Source organism: Erwinia sp. JUb26 (assembly GCF_003751505.1).
Classification (GTDB): domain Bacteria; phylum Pseudomonadota; class Gammaproteobacteria; order Enterobacterales; family Enterobacteriaceae; genus Erwinia.
In genome coordinates this window covers 166,077-184,896 of record NZ_RJVB01000005.1, presented here as the reverse complement: position 1 = coordinate 184,896, position 18,820 = coordinate 166,077, and the positions used below count along the sequence as shown (strand labels likewise).

Annotated in this window: 16 protein-coding genes; 7 read left to right on the top strand and 9 right to left on the bottom strand. The window is 54.4% G+C overall.

All coding sequences use genetic code 11. The features are described from left to right. Window positions 1–20: 20 nt before the first annotated feature. Both EC836_RS14470 and EC836_RS14465 read right to left on the bottom strand, forming a co-directional pair. Entirely contained in the window at window positions 21–1,025 is a 1,005-nt protein-coding gene (locus tag EC836_RS14470; protein WP_123334289.1) for a substrate-binding domain-containing protein, read from the bottom strand. Window positions 1,026–1,299: 274 nt separating this feature from the next. After that, window positions 1,300–2,109: a DeoR/GlpR family DNA-binding transcription regulator gene (locus EC836_RS14465; protein WP_123334287.1), complete on the bottom strand. Its 810-nt coding sequence runs from the start codon at window positions 2,107–2,109 to the stop codon at window positions 1,300–1,302. Between the two features lie 439 nt (window positions 2,110–2,548). On the opposite strand from EC836_RS14465, the gene araD reads away from it, so the two are divergent. After that, the gene (araD, locus tag EC836_RS14460) at window positions 2,549–3,244 is read left to right on the top strand and encodes an L-ribulose-5-phosphate 4-epimerase (RefSeq protein ID WP_123334285.1); all 696 of its coding nucleotides are present in this window, start codon (window positions 2,549–2,551) and stop codon (window positions 3,242–3,244) included. A 450-nt stretch (window positions 3,245–3,694) separates the two neighbouring features. Beyond that, window positions 3,695–4,330: an acyl-homoserine-lactone synthase gene (locus EC836_RS14455; RefSeq protein ID WP_123334283.1), complete on the top strand. Its 636-nt coding sequence runs from the start codon at window positions 3,695–3,697 to the stop codon at window positions 4,328–4,330. 6 nt (window positions 4,331–4,336) lie between these two features. On the opposite strand, the gene EC836_RS14450 is transcribed toward EC836_RS14455, so the two are convergent. Beyond that, window positions 4,337–5,059: an autoinducer binding domain-containing protein gene (locus tag EC836_RS14450; protein WP_370347849.1), complete on the bottom strand. Its 723-nt coding sequence runs from the start codon at window positions 5,057–5,059 to the stop codon at window positions 4,337–4,339. Between the two features lie 694 nt (window positions 5,060–5,753). Further along, window positions 5,754–7,106, bottom strand: coding sequence for a glutathione-disulfide reductase (gorA, locus tag EC836_RS14445; RefSeq protein WP_123334281.1), 1,353 nt, complete (start codon window positions 7,104–7,106; stop codon window positions 5,754–5,756). Between the two features lie 201 nt (window positions 7,107–7,307). On the opposite strand from gorA, the gene rnz reads away from it, so the two are divergent. Beyond that, on the top strand, window positions 7,308–8,222 hold the full coding sequence (gene rnz / locus EC836_RS14440; protein ID WP_123334279.1) for a ribonuclease Z: 915 nt from the start codon (window positions 7,308–7,310) through the stop codon (window positions 8,220–8,222). Window positions 8,223–9,146: 924 nt separating this feature from the next. Here rnz and EC836_RS14435 read toward each other — a convergent pair. Then, a complete protein-coding gene (locus EC836_RS14435; RefSeq protein ID WP_123334277.1) occupies window positions 9,147–9,989 on the bottom strand; it encodes a 23S rRNA (adenine(2030)-N(6))-methyltransferase RlmJ in 843 nt (280 codons plus the stop codon). Between the two features lie 139 nt (window positions 9,990–10,128). Beyond that, entirely contained in the window at window positions 10,129–10,953 is an 825-nt protein-coding gene (locus tag EC836_RS14430) for a CPBP family intramembrane glutamic endopeptidase (protein ID WP_123334697.1), read from the bottom strand. Between the two features lie 226 nt (window positions 10,954–11,179). On the opposite strand from EC836_RS14430, the gene prlC reads away from it, so the two are divergent. Together prlC and rsmJ are read left to right on the top strand one after the other, a co-directional pair. After that, window positions 11,180–13,222: an oligopeptidase A gene (gene prlC, locus EC836_RS14425; RefSeq protein WP_123334275.1), complete on the top strand. Its 2,043-nt coding sequence runs from the start codon at window positions 11,180–11,182 to the stop codon at window positions 13,220–13,222. A 6-nt stretch (window positions 13,223–13,228) separates the two neighbouring features. After that, on the top strand, window positions 13,229–13,981 hold the full coding sequence (gene rsmJ, locus EC836_RS14420; RefSeq protein ID WP_123334273.1) for a 16S rRNA (guanine(1516)-N(2))-methyltransferase RsmJ: 753 nt from the start codon (window positions 13,229–13,231) through the stop codon (window positions 13,979–13,981). Between the two features lie 88 nt (window positions 13,982–14,069). On the opposite strand, the gene EC836_RS14415 is transcribed toward rsmJ, so the two are convergent. Continuing rightward, entirely contained in the window at window positions 14,070–15,266 is a 1,197-nt protein-coding gene (locus EC836_RS14415; RefSeq protein WP_123334271.1) for an NAD(P)/FAD-dependent oxidoreductase, read from the bottom strand. Between the two features lie 133 nt (window positions 15,267–15,399). On the opposite strand from EC836_RS14415, the gene EC836_RS14410 reads away from it, so the two are divergent. Next, complete coding sequence (locus EC836_RS14410; RefSeq protein ID WP_123334269.1) at window positions 15,400–15,903, top strand: Rrf2 family transcriptional regulator; 504 nt, start codon at window positions 15,400–15,402, stop codon at window positions 15,901–15,903. A 39-nt stretch (window positions 15,904–15,942) separates the two neighbouring features. Here the strand turns inward: EC836_RS14410 and uspA are convergent, their stop codons facing one another. Then, window positions 15,943–16,380, bottom strand: a complete 438-nt coding sequence (uspA, locus tag EC836_RS14405) for a universal stress protein UspA (protein ID WP_123334267.1) — start codon at window positions 16,378–16,380, stop codon at window positions 15,943–15,945. Between the two features lie 332 nt (window positions 16,381–16,712). On the opposite strand from uspA, the gene uspB reads away from it, so the two are divergent. After that, window positions 16,713–17,048, top strand: coding sequence for a universal stress protein UspB (uspB, locus tag EC836_RS14395; RefSeq protein ID WP_123334264.1), 336 nt, complete (start codon window positions 16,713–16,715; stop codon window positions 17,046–17,048). A gap of 82 nt (window positions 17,049–17,130) precedes the next feature. Here uspB and pitA read toward each other — a convergent pair whose 3' ends face one another. Then, entirely contained in the window at window positions 17,131–18,630 is a 1,500-nt protein-coding gene (gene pitA, locus EC836_RS14390; protein ID WP_148050379.1) for an inorganic phosphate transporter PitA, read from the bottom strand. Between the last annotated feature and the right edge of the window lie 190 nt (window positions 18,631–18,820).

Genomic DNA, 18,820 nt, shown 5'->3' with positions numbered 1-18,820 from the left:
TCCGGCGATACGGCTCAGGGTCAGAGGCCCAGTTTCACCAGACGTTTGGTGTTTTCCACATCCAGTTTTTCCGGGTTATCGCTGAGGATGGTGTTGCCTTTAATTTTGATTTCGCCCATGTCGCCCAGCTTAACGCCGTCTTTGATCGGCTCACCGTTCATCATCGCGGTCGCCACCTGCACAAAGACCTTGCCGGCGGTCATCGGGTTAGAGATATAGCCGCCGTCGATCGCGCCTTTCTCCAGCAGTTTGATGCCCTGGCCCGGGGTGAAGGTGCCGAAGACGCAGATGTCTTTATTTTTCTTGCGCTTGTCGATAGCGCGGCCTGCGCCGATCGGGCCCTGAGAGCCGAAGGACATAATGCCTTTCAGATCTTTGTGTTTGGACATCAGGTCGTTGGCGGTACGCATAGAGTCGTCCACCGATTCGGCGACGCCAAAGCGGTCCTCAACCAGCTGCATTTTCGGATAGTGTTCTTTCTGGTAGGCGATGGCGGCGTTGGCCCAGTCGTTCACCAGCGGTACGGTCAGGCTGCCCACGAACATGGCATATTTACCTTCCTCACCCATACAGGCGGCCATATCTTTCATATGGTTAGCGCCCATGGTCTGGGTGTCCAGCAGCTCGAAGTCCCAGTCCGCATTGGCCTGCGCCGGGGATTCGTGGGTAATCACCTTAATGCCCGCTTCCTGCGCGCGTTTCAGCACCGGCTCCAGCACTTTGGCGTCGTTTGGCACCACGCCGATGACGTCAACTTTCTTGGCGATCAAATCTTCAATGGCACGCACCTGCTCGGCCGGGTCGGCGGTAGTTGGCCCCACCTGCCAGGCGTTAACGCCTAACGCTTTACCTTCTTCTTTAATCCCCTGCTCCATCACGTTAAACCAGGGAATTCCCCCCACTTTCACCACCACGCCCATGGTAAAAGGCTTGTTGGCTTTTTGAGGGACCGCTGCGTCATCGGCCTGGGTGGAAAATGAAGCGATCAGTGAGGCGATTACACAGGGTAAGAGTAATTTTTTCATTATTAGATCCTCAGAAGGTTATTTTAATTATCATCGTTGCTGAACAGTGCATTATTCGGTTTGTTTACCCTTCGCCATGACACCGCATGTTGCTTAATGAAATGAGCGGCTACGGATAACGCAAAGCACGCAACAATCCGCTTTAGCTATTTCATAAAAAATGGCGGGGTATTCAGGTTCAGGTTATTTATTGCAACTTTCACTGGTATTGACGGTAATAAACCATTCTGACTAAATGCGTCAGAATGAGTGTGGGTTTATTTCGCAATGAATGCTATTTGTCGACTTCAATTACGTTAAATTGCGGGCTGGGTCCCCAGTTTCTTTCTTCAGCCACTTTATTAGTGATTAATATATCAATGTCGTCGAGCATGCAGATTTTACAAAATGCGAACTGATCGAATTTACTGGCGTCGGCCAGCAGAATTTTCTTGCCGGAAACCTGCAGCATCACCTGCTTTAAGCGGGCGTTAATTTCACTGCCGTCGCGAATGCCGTTTTCCAGATTCAGCCCCTGGCAGGAAAAAAAGAAGGTATTAATCTGGAAGTTACGGATCGCGCTTTCGGCCACTGGGCCGTGGAAGTCGTCGTGGCGCTCCGAGTATTCGCCGCCGCAGCCGATGATGCGCACCTTATCGCGGCAGGCCAGCGCCTGGATGATTTTGACCGAATTGGTCACCACGGTGATATCAATATCCGGGATCTGCCGCGCCAGGAACCAGCAGGTGCTGCTGTTATCCAGCAGAATGCAGTCGCCCGGGTGAATAAACTGTAGCGCCGCCTTGGCCAGCTTCATTTTAACGTCGGGATGCTCTTCCGTTCTTTTACGTAAAGACTCAGCCCGGTCGATAGTATCCGCCTTATAGAACGCGTCCTGTACGGGCCGGGTGCGGTCATCATAGTCATCCAGCGACACCGCGCCGCCAAAGCTGCGTATCAGCTTTTTATTCCGCTCCAGCAGATTCAAATCGCGGCGGATAGTCTCCTGCGAAACGCTACACATGGTCGACAGTTCGGCAACCAGCGCGGAGCCATTCTGTTGCACATAGCTACAAATCATCTTGTAACGTTCAGCCTGTAACATAAATAGCCCGATTCCATTGCTTATCACATGATCTAATACTCTTACTTTTCAGTTATTTTTAAAGTGACTGATTTCAAGAAACCCGTTAGCGGTTTTTTCCATACACCTTAATGTGATTGATATCACTATATAATGATGATGGTGCCAGGATATATGCATTTTAATGTGACTTTTATCACGCAATATCGGGCATTAGCGCAGATAAAAAATCACCGACAGGTTTAAATCAACATAAACGGTCATGCTTTGATTGCCCATTTGTGACCGATTACGGCCGATTGTATTTGTTTGCCGGGTCTCATCCCAGCCGGAGGCTTTTCGCAGCAGTCTATTAGACGTAACGTAATAAAAGATCACTCCCTTCTTGAAAAGCGAAATGGATATTTCCAGAGACGAATAAATTCTCTGGGAATAAAATTTTTATTACGTGAGGTAAACAATGCTGCAGGAATTAAAACAACAGGTGTTTGACGCTAATCTATTATTACCCGCCCACAAGCTGGTCACCTTTACCTGGGGAAACGTCAGCGGCATCGATCGCCAGCGTGGTCTGGTGGTGATTAAACCTTCCGGCGTGGAGTATAAAGATATGACGCCGCAGGACATGGTGGTGGTCGATCTGCAAACCGGAAAAGTAGTGGAGGGTGATAAGAAACCCTCTTCCGATACCGCGACGCATCTGGTGCTGTATCGCGCCTTTGAGCATATCGGCGGCGTGGTGCACACTCACTCACGCCACGCCACCATCTGGGCACAGGCCGGTCAGCCGCTGAAGGCGCTGGGCACTACCCACGCAGACTATTTCTACGGCACCATTCCCTGCACCCGACTGATGCGTGATGAGGAGATTAACGGGCAGTATGAGCATGACACCGGCAACGTGATTGTTGAAACGCTGAATCAGCAGGGAATTAGCGCAAAGGATATTCCTGCCGTGCTGGTCAACGGCCACGGTCCGTTTGCCTGGGGCACCGATGCGGACAATGCGGTACATAATGCCGTGGTGCTGGAGGAGATCGCCTATATGAATCTGTTTACCCGCCAGCTGCAGCCCGGCGTGGACAGCATGCAGCAGACGCTGCTGGATAAGCACTATTTGCGTAAGCACGGGGCGAATGCCTATTACGGGCAGTAATCGCTTTCTCCGCCGGGAATAATTTTTCATCCGTTCTGGTATGGTGGATCTGCCATACCAGATTGACGTATCGAAAACGAGCCAGCGCCGATCGTTACAGTTACGGTTTATTCTATAGGGGACTGTTTTTTCTTAGAGATACACTGGTTTATAATTGAATTTCAGTGTTTTTGTTTTGATAAATACGTCTTGAGTCGAATTTCAATATATTAAATAATGATTTTTCGTTATTAATACCCTCCGTGTGATTTCCGTTGCGTAGCGGACGTCTTATCTCCATCCATTGCTACCAATATCTCTCCAGTACAATCATTACCCTCATTATTTTCCCGTTTTATTCTAATGGCGAAATGCCATAAAAAAGAATTACTATCGGTGTGCCCCGGCATGCTATGAATGAAGCTTCGCTGATGTTACCGGATTTTTATTTAAATTCTAAAAGGTAACATTATGTTTAATATTTATGCTGTAAACTATTCACTGTTGGATAACGAGAAAACGGAAGATCTTTTTATGCTGAGAAAGAACACCTTTAAAGATCGTCTGCAATGGGCCGTCACCTGTTCGGATGGTATGGAACGCGATGAATTCGATAATGAAAAGACGGATTATATATTTGGAGCAGAAAATGGAGTGATATTATGCGGCACAAGGATGATTGATATGAAGGAGAATAATATGTTGAATGATACATTTTCTGGGTTTTTTAATAAGGTCAATATCCCTGAAGGGAATTTTGTGGAGTCGACGCGTTTCTTCGTGGACAAGGAGAGAACCCACTCACTACTGGGTGGAAAATATCCGGTAACCATGAGCCTGTTCCTGTCACTGATTAACTACGCACAAGAGCGCCACTATGACGGCATCCTGGCGGTTGCCAGCCACTCGATGATGGCGATTATCAGGCGTTCTGGCTGGAACGTCACGGTGCTGGAAATCGGCATGTCTGAAAAAAATGAACCCGTTTATCTCCTGCTTGGGCATATTGATGCGAAGAGCCAGGAAAAATTAAAGGCGAAAATCAGACGCTATGAACAGCAGGATGAGCAGGAACTTAACGCCTGGCCATTGCCGTTTGCCGTATAATAACCCTTAATTAACCGGTTTAATCAGCTGAAGTTCCACGCCTAAACGCACAGCATGCCGGGCATTGGCGACTCCCAGCTTTTTAACGATATTCGACATATGGAATTTTACCGTACGCACGGTTATTCCAAGAATGATACCGGTTTCCTGATAGGTTTTACCAACGCTTGCCCAGTAGAGAATTTCATTCTCTCGCTCGGTGAACCCTGCCGTTTTTTCTTTACCTGATGAATTTTTCTCAGAAAGCGAATTTAAGGCCAGATAGGTTTCATGGACCGAGGCCAGTAAAATCGAGAGATCCCCTTTATTCTGAATCAGAGTCTGCATCACTTCGGCACTGTTCTCGGGGGGGAGGATAAAGGACAGCGTGACCAGATTATTATTATAATCGTGCAATACAAAGGTGTAGCCGTTGACTAAGCCAAATGCTTTGGCCTGAGTAAAGGGATCGGTGAGGTTAAATCCTGAGCTGACCAACAGATTTTCATCCCAGGCAAACGGCGTGAGGCGGTTAAGCGCGGTGATGACCACCGGGTCGGTGTACTGTAGCGAATTTTCGCGATAGCGTTGCACCCATTCATCGGGGTAATTTGTCACCCCAAAAATGCACGACATATCCTTTTTGGAAAGCACCACGTAGGCCCAGGTCAACGGTCCCAATTCATTTAAGGTGTTCTCAAGGAAACGCCTGATAACCTCCTCAACATTTTCTTCACTTCTCATTAACATGCACCGTCTCCTTGACAGCGATCGCGTGATGAACAGCAATATAGGGTAAAGAATGTGTTGCCTGTTGGATGAGGCGATGTAAGCTCTTCATATCTTCTACCAGTCAGGGTATCGACAAAAGGTACAGTCACAACCTGTACTTTTGGTCAGATTATTTATCAGACTAATTGTATTAATATCATGTACAGAATTACAGCGTGGTACGCATTGTAGTATAAAAATCCCCGACGCGTTTTATATTTGTTGGGGAAAAAGTGCCAACCACCAGGGAAAATGATTTACTAAAAATATAAAAAACGATAAAAGCGCAACCGTCAATGGTTGTGCTTTTTTTTATGTCCGTACGGCATATTGTCAGTACAATATCCTGTTTTCACCCACTGTTTATCAGGGGTTAGAATCGAACAGCGATCTGTTTTTGTCAAAAATATCGTTTCACAGAGGGATTAAATATGCCCCTGTCTTCCGGTCTTTTTTATTCACGTAGTGAAATAATGACTGAGACGTCCAAAAGTTCATCACCTGCGGTACATGTCTGGCGATAAAATCAGAATTCGTTAGCAATATCGCATATTCAGGTAAGCAAATCGTGGGGGTGACGTGCGAGGAATTATTATTTCAACCCTATTCTATTAATGAAATCGGCAGACGCGGCACACCCGCAGCTATCGCCACGGGTGTACCGGTAACGCTATTAACGCATGGTCACGAATTCTTCCGCACCGGTTGGGTGGATCGCAACGGTGTTATCGAAGTCTTTCTTGGTTGCGCCCATTTTCAGCGCTACCGCGAAGCCCTGTAGCATTTCGTCCATGCCGTAGCCGATACCGTGAATACCGACAATTTTCTCATCGGCACCGACGCAGACCAGCTTCATACGGCAAGGCTGACGGTGCTGAGTGACGGCGGTGTACATCGCGGTAAAGGCGGATTTGTACACTTTCACTTGGTCATCACCAAACTTCTCGCGCGCTTCCGGTTCGGTCAGGCCCACGGTGCCGATCGGCGGATGGCTGAATACCACGGTTGGCACGTTGCTGTAATCCAGATGCTCGTCCGGCTTGTTGTTGAACAGGCGTTCGGACAGGCGACGACCTGCGGCAACCGCCACCGGAGTCAACTCTACCGCGCCGGTGTTATCACCTACCGCGTAGATGCCTTTCACGTTGGTATTCTGGAACTTATCAACGTTGATATAGCCCTTGTCGTTCAGCGCAACGCCGGTCACGTCCAGGTTCAGGTTGTCGGTCATCGGCTCGCGGCCAATCGCCCAAATCAGGCAGTCAACGGTCTGCTCTTTGCCGTTTTCCAGCTGGAGTGTCAGGCTGCCGTCGGCATTCTTCACCACCGCTTTCGGAATGGATTCGGTGTGCAGCGTCGGGCCTTCGGTATTGATCACTTCCAGCAGCGTATCAACGATCAGCGGATCGAACGTACGCAGCGGCGCGTGTTTACGAACGAACAGGTGGGTTTCAGAACCCAGCGCGTTCAGCACGCCGGCAATTTCTACCGCGATATAGCCAGCACCCACCACGGCGGTGCGTTTTGGTAGCGCCTGCAGTTCAAAGAAACCGTCGGAGTTGATGCCGTACTCAGCACCCGGGATCTTCGGCTGAACCGGACGGCCGCCGGTAGCAATCAGGATATGGTCAGCGGTAATTTTTTCACCGTTCACTTCCACGGTATGCGCATCAACAAAACGCGCGAAGCCTTTGATGACATCCACGTTGTTTTTACCCAGTACGTTATCGTACGAGGTGTGAATACGGTCGATATAGGCGCTGCGGTTCTTCAGCAGCACGTCCCAGTTATGCTGGTTAACGGTGGTGTCGAAGCCGTAGTCCGGGCCGTATTGATGAATGGCTTCGGCAATTTGCGCGGCGTGCCACATTACTTTCTTCGGTACGCAGCCCACGTTCACGCAGGTACCGCCGAGATCTTTCGCTTCGATCAGCGCACATTTCTGTCCGTACATGGCCGCACGGTTGATGGAGGCGATACCGCCGCTGCCGCCGCCGATGGCGAGATAGTCATAATGTTTGGTCATCGAATCTTCCAGTTCAGTAAGTGAATTATTTTTCTGGGCATAAGTGTAACGCCACTCGGCCAAATGCCGCAAAGATTGCGTCTATGATTGCGATAGGGCGGAGGGCTAAACTCCCGGCATCCGCGGAATAACTAATGTTAAACTCGCACGATATGATCCTGCCCGCAGCAGGTAACCACGCGATGACGGAGTAAAAAGCGTATGGAACTGCAGTTTTTAGGTACGGGGGCCGGTACGCCGAGCCGCGAACGCAACGTCACTAGCATCTCGCTGAACCTGAGTGAATACCATCGTGGCTGCTGGCTGTTTGACTGCGGGGAAGGGACCCAGCATCAGATCCTGCGCACGCCGATTAAGCCCGGAAAAATCGAGAAAATTTTTATCACCCATCTGCACGGCGACCATATTTTTGGCCTGCCGGGTTTGCTGACCAGCCGTTCGATGAACGGTGCCGCCGAGCCATTAACGCTTTACGGCCCGGTGGGGATTAAGACCTTTGTGGAAACCGCGCTGCAGCTGAGCGGTTCGTGGCTGACATTCCCGCTGGAGATCGTTGAGATTACCGCCGGGGAGGTGTGCAACGATGAGCAGTTTCGCGTCACGGCGTTTCCGCTGACTCACCCGGTGGAGTGCTACGGCTACCGGATTGACGAGCATGATAAACCCGGCGCGCTGGATGCGGATCGGCTGAAAGCGGACGGTTTCCTGCCCGGCCCTTACTATTACGATTTAAAGCAGGGGCGCAGCGTGACGCTCGACGATGGTCGGGTGGTGAACGGCTGGGACTACGTTGGCAGCTCGGTCAAAGGGCGCAGTCTGGCGATCTTTGGCGATACCGCGCCGACGGCGGCGGCAACCGAATTGGCGGCGGGTGTCGATCTGATGGTGCATGAGGCGACGCTGGAAGTGGCGATGGAGGAAAAGGCCAACGGGCGCGGTCATTCATCGACGGTGCAGGCGGCCAGGGTGGCGAAGGAGAGCGGCGCGAAGCGGCTGATTATCACCCATCTGAGTTCACGCTATTTACGCCATGACTGTGAGCGGCTGTTGGATGAGTGTCGGGCGATATTTCCGGCGACGGAGATGGCGCACGATTTTGCGGTGTTTGTTGTCTGATGGTGGCTGAGTGGCTGCGCTGACGGGTCGCTGTGCTGTCTGGCACCAAGGGGTTCGCGCTGACGGGTCACTATGCAGTTTGACGCTATAGTGCCTGCGCTGACGGGTCGCTGCCCCGTCTGGCGGTCCTCGCGCCACGCGTTGCGTGGTTCCTTCGCGTCGTTCGTCAGCCGGTCGTACCGGCTCGGACGTCACGTCCCTGTGCCGACCGAGCCTTGCGCCCGCGTCCTGCGGGCACATCCTGGCTTTCTCTTTCCGCTCAGGGCTGTGGATTGCCAGCCGTGACAGCGACCCGTCAGCGCTGTGATTTCTGGTATTACCTGCAAGGGATAATCCAGCCTGGCGTTAAATGTTGCAGATAAGCCGCTAATGTCCCCGTCCCGGCATGGCTTTCCATCCTCGTTTTACGGGTAAGTTCTGGTTATCTCTCTCCGCTCGGCGCTGCGGATATGGCAAAGTGCCTTACATAGAAAACCGGATTGCCTGAAGTAAATTCACACAAAAGTTAGATAAATCACTTTCTTATGATTGTGAGGGAGAAGGAGGGGGAGCTGTGCATTTACCTGCGTACCTGCGTACCTGCGTATCGGCTAACCGTTGAGCGTTGAGCGTTGAGAAAGCAAAGCAGATTTATCGAGTGAAGACTGAACGCCGGCTTAACGAATAGCAAGCACGAAAACTGAAGGAGAACGGCCTCTGCGGCGGCAAAGTGGCAATCCGCAGCGCTGAGGTGGAGGCAGCTGGCCAGGAGACGACAGCAGGGACGCTGGCGTCAGTTTGAGCGCGGGCAGGAAGCCCGCTCTCAAACGGTCCGTCGGCCAGATGCCGGAGACGAGGGCACCGCGCAAAGCGCGGCGCGAGGACCGCCCGACGCCGCCGCAGAGGCCGTGCTCCCGCACGATGCGCCCCGCGAACCAGCAGCAGTTACTCCGGAACGATCCACTCAACCTTAGAATGCCCGGTCCCGGACGGCACCAGCACTTTTTCCAGCCACGGCAGCACGTTTTTCATCTGCTGCTCCAGCTTCCACGGCGGGTTAACCACAATCATTCCCGATGCGGTCATGCCGAAACGATCGCTGTCCGGGCGCACGCCCAGCTCGATTTGCAGAATACGACGGATGCCGGTGGCTTCCAGATCTTTGCACATGCGCTTAATCTGCTGACGCAGCACCACCGGATACCACAGCGCGTAAACGCCGGTACCGAAGCGCTTATAGCCCTCTTCGATGCCCTTCACCACCGCCTGATAGTCGCTTTTCAGCTCGTACGGCGGGTCGATCAGCACAAAACCACGGCGGGACAGCGGCGGCAGCTTGGCCTTCAGCTGCTGATAGCCGTCGGCACGATCGGTACGTGCGCGGCTGTCCTTCAGAAACTCGCCGCGCAGCAGCGGAAAATCGCTGGAATGCAGTTCGGTCAGCTGCAGCTTGTCATACTCGCGCAGCAGATAGCGGGCAATCAGCGGCGAACCCGGGTAGTAGCGCAGCTTGCCGTTGGGGTTGAGATCCTTGACCGCTTTGATATACGGCTCCAGCTCGGCAGGCAGATCGTCCTGCTGCCAGATACGTGCGATGCCTTCCAGATATTCGCCGGTACGCTCCGCATGCTCGCCGCTCAGCAGATAGCGGCCGGCACCTGCATGGGTGTCGAGGTAGAGATAAGGTTTATCTTTCTCGTTAAGCGAACTGATAATCAGGCTTTGTACGGTGTGTTTCAGTACATCGGCATGGTTACCGGCATGAAAACTGTGGCGATAGCTGAGCATTATTTATCCTGTTGATTTTATGCGGCTTTAATTGATGGTGAATCAATTTTCTACAATTATTACCCCACGGATTACCCTACAGAACGGCGCACAGCAACGGATGCAGGAAAAAGCATGAGAACGAATTGCGCCGATTATATCAGGTCGGCAGGCGTTGCCATACAGGATAGGTGAAGAACAGCAGGTGCAGCATATTAAAGGAAAAATGCACCAGCGTAGCGACCCACAGGCGGCCGCTCCACAGCCAGGCAAGGCCGTAAATCACCCCCGTCAGCGTGGCGAAAAATACCAGCATTAACCCACCGGAGAAGTGCGCCAGGCCAAATAATACCGAGGCAATGACCAGCGCCCGCTTATCACCGATTAACGGACTCAGGCGCTGCTGGATATAGCCACGGAACAGGGCTTCCTCCGCCAGGCAGACGAAAAACAGGTTGGCCAGCATAAAGGAGCCTATCCATCCCGGCACATGGGGTTCTACCCGCAGCGCGCCGAGCACGGTCGCCACCAACAGCAAAAGAGGCATCGACAGCAGCAGTATCAGCCACCACAGCGGATTCTGCGGCGGCTGTGAAGGGCGGGCGAACAGCGTCGGCATGCAGCCGAGCAGCAGGAAAGGGATTAGCGCTTTATCAAGGTTAAAAGAGAAGGTGAACGGCAGGCTCTGTGGCCCGGCCTGCACGCCCGAGGCGGCGATCTGATTATTAAAGCCGGGGATTAAATGCAGTACCAGCGCGATAGCGCCTGACACCAGCAGGATCTCCCCCGGCAGCGCAAATGGCGTTGGCCGCTGGCGATATCCCCAGCACAGGGCAATGCCGAACATGCCGCCGAGGGCGATAATCCCCGGTGGCAACAGCGTTTGATTGACGATGGCGATAGCCAGGGTAATCACCAATAACACCAGCGCGCTGCGCAGACTAAATGACAAAAACAGCAGAGACAGCGCCAGCAATAACCACATCATTTCACTCCCTGTTTAAATGAGTAATACGGCGTAACAAAGCGAAAGAGTATGCAATGCTGAATCTGCACCAGCAAAGCCGAAAGTGCGGTGAGCACGGGCTCCGATGGCGGATGAAGGGCAGATGTTACGTTGGCCACCATTGATTTTCGCTACACTTAGCCTCATGTTAAAGAAATCGTGCGTAAAAACGCGCTCCTTACACCGATTAAAGGACTACTGCGCTATGACCAACCCGTTACTCTCTTCTTTTACTCTCCCTCCGTTTTCCGCCATCAAGCCTGAACATGTGGTTCCTGCCGTGACCCAGGCGCTGGATGATTGCCGTGCGGCGGTTGAGAAAGCCGTGGCCCAGGGCGCGCCCTACAGCTGGGATAACTTGGTGCAGCCGCTGGCGGAAGTGGACGATCGTTTAAGTCGCCTGTTCTCCCCGGTCAGCCACCTGAATTCGGTAAAAAACAGCCCGGAGCTGCGCCAGGCCTACGAACAAACCCTGCCGCTGCTGTCGGAATACAGCACCTGGGCGGGCCAGCATGAAGGGCTTTATCAGGCATATCGTGACCTGAAAGAGGGCAGCCATTACGCCGCGCTCGATCTGGCACAGAAAAAAGCGGTGGATAATGCCCTGCGCGATTTCGAACTGTCCGGTATCGGCCTGTCGAAAGAGAAGCAGCAGCGCTACGGTGAAATCGCCGCACGCCTTTCCGAACTGGGGTCGACCTACAGCAACAACGTGCTGGATGCGACCATGGGCTGGAGCAAGCTGATTAGTGACGAAAGCGAGCTGTCCGGCATGCCGGAAAGCGCACTGGCCGCCGCGAAAGCGCAGGCGGAAGCCAAAGAGCAGCAGGGCTGGCTGTTGACCCTGGACATCCCAAGCTACCTGCCGGTGATGACCTACTGCGACAACCAGGCGCTGCGTGAAGAACTGTACCGCGCCTATTCCACCCGTGCCTCCGATCAGGGGCCAAACGCCGGTAAGTGGGATAACAGCGAAGTGATGGCCGAGGAGCTGGCGCTGCGCCACGAGCTGGCTCAGCTGCTGGGCTTTGACTCCTTCGCGCATAAATCACTGGCGACCAAGATGGCGGAAAGCCCGGCGCAGGTGATCGACTTCCTGACCGATCTGGCGAAACGCGCCCGCCCACAGGCGGAGCAGGAGCTGGCCGAGCTGCGTGCCTTTGCGAAAAAAGAGTTCGGTGTGGACGATTTACAGCCGTGGGATCTGACTTACTACGGTGAAAAACAGAAACAGCACCTGTACTCCATCAGCGACGAACAACTGCGCCCGTACTTCCCGGAGCAGCGCGCGCTGAGCGGCCTGTTTGAAGTGGTGAAACGCATTTACGGCATCACCGCCAGCGAGCGCAAAGATGTCGATGTGTATCACCCCGACGTGCGCTTCTTCGACCTGTTTGACGAAAGCGGCGAGCTGCGCGGCAGCTTCTATCTGGACCTCTACGCGCGCGAGCACAAGCGCGGCGGCGCCTGGATGGACGACTGCGTTGGTCAGATGCGCAAAGCCGACGGCAGCCTGCAAAAGCCGGTGGCCTATCTGACCTGTAACTTCAACCGCCCGCTCGGCGGCAAGCCTGCGCTGTTCACCCACAACGAAGTGACCACCCTGTTCCATGAATTCGGTCACGGTCTGCACCACATGCTGACCCGCATTGAAACCCCGGGCGTATCCGGCATCAGCGGTGTGCCGTGGGATGCGGTCGAGCTGCCGAGCCAGTTTATGGAAAACTGGTGCTGGGAGCCGGAAGCGCTGGCGTTTATCTCCGGTCATTATGAAACCGGTGAGCCGCTGCCGCAGGAACTGCTGGAAAAAATGCTGGCTGCGAAAAACTACCAGGCCGCGCTGTTTATCCTGCGCCAGCTGGAGTTCGGCCTGTTCGACTTCCGCCTGCACACCGAGTTCGACCCGGCGAAAGGGGCACAGATCCTGGAAACGCTGAAAGAAGTGAAATCGCTGGTGGCCGTCGTACCGGGCCCGTCGTGGGGCCGCTTCCCGCACGCCTTCAGCCACGTCTTTGCCGGTGGCTATGCCGCAGGCTACTACAGCTATCTGTGGGCGGATGTGCTGGCGGCGGACGCGTACTCGCGCTTCGAACAGGAAGGGATCTTCAACCGCGAAACCGGGCAGTCGTTCCTGGATAACATCCTGACGCGCGGCGGTTCCGAGGAGCCGATGGAGCTGTTCAAACGCTTCCGTGGCCGCGAGCCGCAGCTGGATGCGATGCTGAAACACTACGGCATCAAGGGATAAGCAGTTTTGAACATCTGTTTACTGGATGAAACGGGCACCGGAAACGGTGCCTTATCTATTCTGGCTGACCGCTGGCAGCTGACGCATGACGACGCTGCCCCGATGGCGCTGGTGATGACCGCCACGCATCTTGAACTGCGCAAGCGCGACGAGCCGAAGCTCGGCGGCATTTTCGTTGATTTCGTCGGCGGCGCGATGGCGCATCGCCGCAAATTCGGCGGCGGGCGCGGTGAGGCGGTGGCGAAAGCCGTCGGCATTAAAAGCGGCTATCTGCCGGATGTGGTTGATGCCACGGCCGGGCTGGGGCGCGATGCGTTTGTGCTGGCATCCGTCGGCTGTCGCGTGAGGATGCTGGAGCGTAATCCGGTGGTGGCGGCCCTGCTGGATGATGGCCTGGCGCGAGGCTATGCCGATGCGGAGATCGGTCCGTGGCTGCGCGAGCGGCTGACGCTGCTGCACGCCTCCAGCCTGACGGCGCTGACGGATATCTCGCCACGGCCGCAGGTGGTGTACCTCGACCCGATGTTTCCACACAAGCAGAAAAGCGCGCTGGTGAAGAAAGAGATGCGGGTGTTTCAGTCGCTGGTGGGGCCGGATCTGGATGCCGACGGGCTGCTGCACCCGGCGCGTCAGCTGGCGACCAAACGCGTGGTCGTTAAGCGCCCGGACTACGCGCCGCCGCTGGCCGATGTGGCCACGCCGAACGCGGTGATCACCAAAGGCCATCGGTTTGATATTTATGCGCCGTTAACAGCGTAACGGCGCGATTTGAACAGAGGGCACAGCCTGCGGTTAACATCCCAGGCCGTGCCCTTTTTTTTGCTATCGGCCCAGTGCTAACCAGCGATCACACAAACGGCGCGAGCGGGTCGGCGATGCGGAACGCGGTGGCTTTATCGGCGGCCGGTGGGTAGATCAGTTCACTGACGATCGACACCTTAAGCTTTTTCGCTTCCGCACGCGTCAGCTTGACCTGCTGATCCCAGCCTTCGCTGTAGACCGCGCCCCACGCGCCAAGATCGAGGCAGGTAACGTAATTTTCCTGACGATAGGGCAGCGGGGTGATATCCAGCAGGCTCGCCGCCGCGTTATTACCGGCAAATTTACCGAGCTGAATGGCGTGCTGGCAGGTCATCAGCGCGTGGTTGCCGCTGTCGTCGGTGGCGGCATAGGCCACGTCACCGGTGGCATAAATCTCTTCATGGCCGATGACCTGCAGCTGGGCGTTAACGTGCAGTCGGCCCTGGCGGTCACGCGGCGCGTCAATCTGCGCCGTCAGATCGTTGGCCTGTACACCAACGGTCCAGATAACGGTCTGCGCGGCAATAGTCTGCCCGTCCTTCAGCGTCACCCCCTCCGTTGTCACCTGTTCCACTTCCGCATTGACCCGCCACTCCACGCCCAGCTCGGCGGAAGCGTCGATAATCACATTGCGTAGCTCCTCGCTGAATCGCGCCGCAGGCTGAGGGCCACGCTCAATGACCACTACGCGGGTTTTTGCCTGTGCGCCGAGGATCTCGCGCAGGCGTGCCGGCAGTTCGGTCGCCATCTCAATCCCGGTAAAACCGCCGCCGCAGACTACCACGGTGTTGCGCGTCTCGCTGTCCGGGCGCTGCGCCAGACTGTTAAGGTGCTGCTCCAGTACCTCGGCGCTCTCCAGCTGGTCAAGGTCGAACGCGTGCTCTGCCACGCCCGCCACCTGCGAACGATTAACGTGGCTGCCGCTGGCCAGAATCAGGCGGTCATAGCGCTGCTGCTGCGTCATGCCGGATTCGTCACGCCAGTTAACCCGGCGAGCCGTCGCATCGATCTGGCTGACCTTGCCGCGCAGGAACGTGACTCCGGTGACGTCGAACAGCGGCTGCAAAGGGGCGACCAGCGAACGCACGGCGCTTTCATAAAAACGCGGGCGCACGCGCAGTTCGGGCTGTGGGGCGATAACGGTGATGTCGATATCGGTATTGCCCTCCGCCAGCCGTGCGGCGCTCAGCGCTGACCACATCCCCGAGAAACCTGCACCGACTATCAGAATCTGTTTACGCATTTTACTGTCACTCTTGTTACGGTTATTAACTCGGATTATATTGGTCGTAGTTTAAAAAGACAAAGGTGATTTGTGCGCACGGTGGTGCTGAAAACGCTACACTAGCGCGAGTTGAAAGGGTTGAGATAAGTGCATGGCATTCTATAGTTCTGGCGTTGAGTACGGCATTCACAGCCTGATGTTTATGGTTGATAACAGCGGGGACGCGCGTGAGATGAGCGTGCGGGAGATTGCCGATCTGCAAAATGTGCCTTACGACTATCTGGCTAAAATCTTTACCCGCCTGTCAAAAGCGGGGCTGGTGCGCAGCAGCGAAGGCAAGGGCGGCGGCTTTCAGCTGGCGCATCCTGCCGCAAATATCACGCTGCTCGACGTGGTGAATGCCATTGATGGCGATAAACAGGTTTTTGCCTGCCGTGAGATCCGCCAGCGCACCGCCGTTTTTGATGAAACACCGCCGGAGTGGGCCTGTTCGGGAATTTGCGGGGTGCGTTCGGTGATGGAGATGGCGCAGCAGCGCATGGAAGAATCGCTGGCGCAGCACTCTATACGGGATCTGGCGCTGAAGATGTACCGTAAGGCCCCACCGACGTTTGTGGTGGACGTTCAGGAGTGGATTGAAGCTCGGCGGGAATAAGAAAGGCCGGGCGAACCCGGCCTGTGCAACAAAACGAAATTAATCTTCGTCTTCGTCGTTCAGCGGCACAATCAGCATATCAATGTGCACGGTATTGATCAGCTGGCGGGCAGAAGACATCAGCTTGCTCCAGAAATCCTGGTGGTGGCCGCAGACCACTAAATCCACCTGATACTGCTTAATGGCATCAACCAGCACCTGGCCGAGATCGCCGCTGCCGCTGAGGGTTTCAGTAATCGGATAACCGGCGCTGTTCGACAGCTCGGTCAGCGCGGTGTGGGTTTCTTCCGAAATCCGTTTCTGCATATCACCCAGGTTAACGTCGATCAGACCGGTATAAAGATCTGAATAATTCACATCAACGTGGATCAATGAGACTTTTGCATCGTAAGGGCGAGCCATCGATACTGCTTTATCAACCAGCAGTTTACTTTCAGGCGACAGGTCAACAGCAATCAGAATGTGTTTGTAAGCCATGATGAATACTCCTTTTCGCGTAAGTTCTGATACATGCGGGATACGATTCAGTATAGCGAAAATTGTTAAAGGATGTTGTGGCAGCCTGCGGGCTTTGCGAACAGGATCAACATGAAATTTCCTCCGTTTATCGCGGATGCGGTACAGAGTGCTGGAAAAATTTTGTGCAGATCTCCTACACTGATAAGAGGCGCCAGTGAGCGCTTTCTTATCGCCTCGTCCGGCGGACCGCCGAATCTGGCCGATATCGATAACAGGGGCAGTTCAACCATCGCAGGGCGCAGCGGCTTGCCCGCTTTTCGTTTTCTGTGATGAATGGCCGGGAGGGGATCATGATCAGCACCATCGCGCTTTTCTGGGCTCTTTGTGTTGTTTGTGTGGTGAATATGGTGCGCTATTTCTCTTCGCTGCGCGCCTTGCTTGTGGTGTTACGCGGTTGCGATCCTTTGCTGTATCAGTACGTCGATGGGGCGGGGTTCTTTACCTCGCACGGGCAGCCGGGCAAGCAGGTTCGGCTGGTGTACTACATCTGGGCCCAGCGCTATCTCGATCATCATGACGATGAATTTATCCGCCGCTGTCAGCGCGTGCGCGGCCAGTTTATTCTGACCAGTTCCCTCTGCGGGCTGGTGGTGATCAGCCTGATTGGCCTGGCTATCTGGCATTAAGCGCGGCGCGCTGGCATAAAAAAAGCGGACCGAAGTCCGCTTTCAACTATTCTTGCGTGGCGGGCAACGCCGCCACGCTGCCTTAAATTAGCTTCAGCGCAATCCAGTACAGCACACCGGAAAGAACAATCGACACCGGCAGGGTAAACACCCACGCCAGCAGGATGTTCTTGATAGTGCGCCCCTGCACGCCGCCGCCGTCAACCAGCATCGTACCCGCCACCGAAGAGGAGAGAACGTGAGTGGTTGAAACCGGCATACCGGTATAACTTGCTACGCCAATCGATACCGCCGCCGTCATCTGCGCCGACATCCCCTGAGCGTAAGTCATGCCTTTCTTACCGATTTTTTCACCGATAGTGGTGGCAACACGACGCCAGCCAACCATAGTGCCTAACGACAGAGCCAGAGCCACCGCTACGATAATCCATACCGGAGCATACTCGATGGTGTTCAGCAAATCGCCTTTCAGCTTGGTCAGGAAGCGTTTATCGTCCGCGCTGGTTTCCGGCAGTTTCGCCGCCTTTTCCGCCGTATCCGAGATACACATCAGCATGCGGCGCAGGTGGCTGCGCTGCTCAACGGTCAGTGAATCGTAGCTGGACAGGTCGTTCAGCAGTCCCTGAGCACGCTGGATAACCGGCAGCGCGCGCGCGGCATCACAGTGGAACTCCTGAGGACCGGACGGAATTTCTTCCGGCGACGGGATCGCCGGTGGCGACATCTCAATGATGTGCGTCAGCGAAGCGGCGTGCTGCTGGTAATACTGCTCCAGATGGTTAACGGCATCACGCGTACGGGTGATGTCATAACCGGTGGAATTCATATTGACCACAAAGCCTGCCGGAGCCACGCCAATCAGCACCAGCATAATCAGACCAATGCCTTTCTGGCCGTCATTTGCACCGTGTGAATAGCTGACGCCAATCGCGGAAACGATCAGGGCGATACGGGTCCAGAACGGGGGCTTTTTCTTGCCATCGATCTTTTCACGTTCCGCTGGAGTCATGTGGACACGCATGCGCTTTTTGTTACCACTCCAGTAACGACGCAGCAGGAACACCAGTCCGCCAGCAACAACCAGGCCAACAATCGGCGAGATAATCAATGACATAAAGATGCCAATCATTTTCGGCACGTTCAGCGCATCCACAACCGAGGTTCCGGTCAGCAACGCGTTAGTCAGGCCGATACCGATAATGGCACCAATCAGGGTGTGGGAGCTGGAAGCCGGTAACCCAAAATACCAGGTTCCGAGATTCCATATAATGGCGGCAAGCAGCATGGAAAAGACCATTGCCAGCCCGTGAGCCGATCCAACGTTCAATAACAGATCGGTGGGTAACAGATGGACAATGGCATAAGCTACGCTCAGGCCGCCCAACAGTACACCAAAGAAGTTGAACACCCCCGCCATGACGACCGCTAACTGCGAGCGCATTGCACGGGTGTAGATCACGGTTGCGACCGCGTTGGCTGTATCGTGGAAGCCGTTAATTGCTTCATAAATCAATACAAACAACAAAGCCAGAACCAGTAACAGGCCGGTGTGAAAATCAAGACCAGCAAATAGATGTAGCATAAGCGTTACGCCATTTAGGAGGACATGAACGCGGCGCATTATCAGCGACAAACCGCACCGGGGGAAAGTGAAATATAGACTTTTTTTGACATTAATGTGTCAGTACAGTGACAATACCCCAAGAAAACTATGGTAAATCATTAAGTTACAAATTGTTTCCGCTCAGGTTTCGCCTGATGCTGGTATCCCT

Bases quoted from the DNA above. Each gene is read 5' to 3' on its own strand.
- EC836_RS14470 (WP_123334289.1), bottom strand. From the start codon at position 1,025: ATGAAAAAATTACTCTTACCCTGTGTAATCGCCTCACTGATCGCTTCA.
- EC836_RS14465 (WP_123334287.1), bottom strand. From the start codon at position 2,109: ATGTTACAGGCTGAACGTTACAAGATGATTTGTAGCTATGTGCAACAG.
- araD (WP_123334285.1), top strand. From the start codon at position 2,549: ATGCTGCAGGAATTAAAACAACAGGTGTTTGACGCTAATCTATTATTA.
- EC836_RS14455 (WP_123334283.1), top strand. From the start codon at position 3,695: ATGTTTAATATTTATGCTGTAAACTATTCACTGTTGGATAACGAGAAA.
- EC836_RS14450 (WP_370347849.1), bottom strand. From the start codon at position 5,059: ATGTTAATGAGAAGTGAAGAAAATGTTGAGGAGGTTATCAGGCGTTTC.
- gorA (WP_123334281.1), bottom strand. From the start codon at position 7,106: ATGACCAAACATTATGACTATCTCGCCATCGGCGGCGGCAGCGGCGGT.
- rnz (WP_123334279.1), top strand. From the start codon at position 7,308: ATGGAACTGCAGTTTTTAGGTACGGGGGCCGGTACGCCGAGCCGCGAA.
- EC836_RS14435 (WP_123334277.1), bottom strand. From the start codon at position 9,989: ATGCTCAGCTATCGCCACAGTTTTCATGCCGGTAACCATGCCGATGTA.
- EC836_RS14430 (WP_123334697.1), bottom strand. From the start codon at position 10,953: ATGTGGTTATTGCTGGCGCTGTCTCTGCTGTTTTTGTCATTTAGTCTG.
- prlC (WP_123334275.1), top strand. From the start codon at position 11,180: ATGACCAACCCGTTACTCTCTTCTTTTACTCTCCCTCCGTTTTCCGCC.
- EC836_RS14415 (WP_123334271.1), bottom strand. From the start codon at position 15,266: ATGCGTAAACAGATTCTGATAGTCGGTGCAGGTTTCTCGGGGATGTGG.
- EC836_RS14410 (WP_123334269.1), top strand. From the start codon at position 15,400: ATGGCATTCTATAGTTCTGGCGTTGAGTACGGCATTCACAGCCTGATG.
- uspA (WP_123334267.1), bottom strand. From the start codon at position 16,380: ATGGCTTACAAACACATTCTGATTGCTGTTGACCTGTCGCCTGAAAGT.
- uspB (WP_123334264.1), top strand. From the start codon at position 16,713: ATGATCAGCACCATCGCGCTTTTCTGGGCTCTTTGTGTTGTTTGTGTG.
- pitA (WP_148050379.1), bottom strand. From the start codon at position 18,630: ATGCTACATCTATTTGCTGGTCTTGATTTTCACACCGGCCTGTTACTG.